Genomic DNA, 1,379 nt, shown 5'->3' on the forward strand with positions numbered 1-1,379 from the left:
TAGGAAAGTGCTATCAGAATTGGCCAGATGGATCCGGAGCAGTAGGGCTTCGACACCGCCGACGATGAAGAAGATGAAGGCGGTATAGCCATACATGATCCCGATCTTCTTGTGATCGACCGAGGTCACCCACGACCAGAAGCCAGTCTCGGCTGTGGGTCGGCGAAAGATTGTCGTTGGGCGGTCGGCGATGGTCGTCAATGCAGGGTCTCCAGGAATGCAGCCAAGTCGTCAATCTCCTGTTGAGTCAAACCGAGGTTGGGCATGAAGCTGCCTGGCTTCTCCTTGGGAGGGTTGGCCAGCCAGATCTTGAGGTTTTCCGTTGAGTACTCCTTGTAGGCACCGGCCAGCACCCCCCGATCCATGAAATGAGTGAGATCGGGACCGTTGAAGGCGGCCTGTTCAATCTCATTGATGGCGTCGATGTTGTGGCACTGGGTGCATCCCCGGTTGAGAAAAGCATCGAGACCGGCTGCCGCGGCGGTGCCGTCGGCAGGCTTAGCTGCGGGCTGTTGCTGGGCCGTGATCCACTCCGAGAATTTGGTCTCGGTCACGGCTCGGACCTGAGCCCGCATGAGGGAGTGGGAGAGGCCGCAGAACTCGGCACATTGCCCCCAGAAGATTCCGGGGTCATCGGCCTGGAGGCGAAGGATGGTGGTCTGGCCGGGAACCAGATATCGCTTGCCGTTCAGGGCTGGCACCCAGTAGTTGTGGAGGACGTCTTCTGACGTCATCGAGGCGCACACTTCGCGATCGGCCGGGATGACCAGCACGTTGGCAGTCTCTATACCCTCCAGCGGATACCGATATTCGAACCACCACTGGTGGCCGATGATTTCGACGGGATAGGCGCCTTCGCCACATTCGGTGAGCTCGAAGACGCCACGTACCGTCGGGACTGCGATGGAAGCGAGAATCGCCGCCGGTATAACCGTCCAGAGGATCTCGAGCTTGGTGTTGCCGTGAATCTGGCGGGGCTCTTTGCGACCCTTGCGGTCGCGGAAGCCGATCGCGGCCACGAGTATCACACCCTCCACCAGGACGAACATGGCAACCGCAATCCAGAAAACGGGCCAAAAGAGGTTGTCGATCCGTTCGGCAAACGGCCCCTTGGGGTCGAGCGAGTTGAGCGGAGAGTCAGGGATTCCGATTACGGAACAGGCGCCCAGGAGCAGACCCAGGGCGGCCAATGCCAGCAGTCGGTAGAGCCGGTTTCGGGCCACGGGGGGCATCATAGGTGGCGATGCTCACGACCCAGCCACACTGCCCATCACGATTGGTGGGCTCTACGCCTTGGTCAAGCCCCCACCGATGCGAGGGCAGCTTCGAGCTCCCCGCTTGTCATCGCTCCTTCAAACCGAGCTGAGACCACACCGTCA

General features: G+C 60.4%; 2 protein-coding genes. Both read right to left on the minus strand.

What is annotated here, in order from left to right; genetic code table 11:
- Positions 1-201: cytochrome ubiquinol oxidase subunit I (locus JJE47_16895; GenBank protein MBK5269101.1), on the minus strand; the 201-nt coding region annotated here is incomplete at its 3' end.
- The gene (gene coxB / locus JJE47_16900) at positions 198-1,223 is read right to left on the minus strand and encodes a cytochrome c oxidase subunit II (protein MBK5269102.1); all 1,026 of its coding nucleotides are present in this window, start codon (positions 1,221-1,223) and stop codon (positions 198-200) included. The genes JJE47_16895 and coxB, both read right to left, overlap by 4 nt.
- Positions 1,224-1,379 lie beyond the last annotated feature (156 nt).

It is taken from the genome of Acidimicrobiia bacterium, assembly GCA_016650365.1.
Taxonomy (GTDB): domain Bacteria; phylum Actinomycetota; class Acidimicrobiia; order Spongiisociales; family JAENVV01; genus JAENVV01.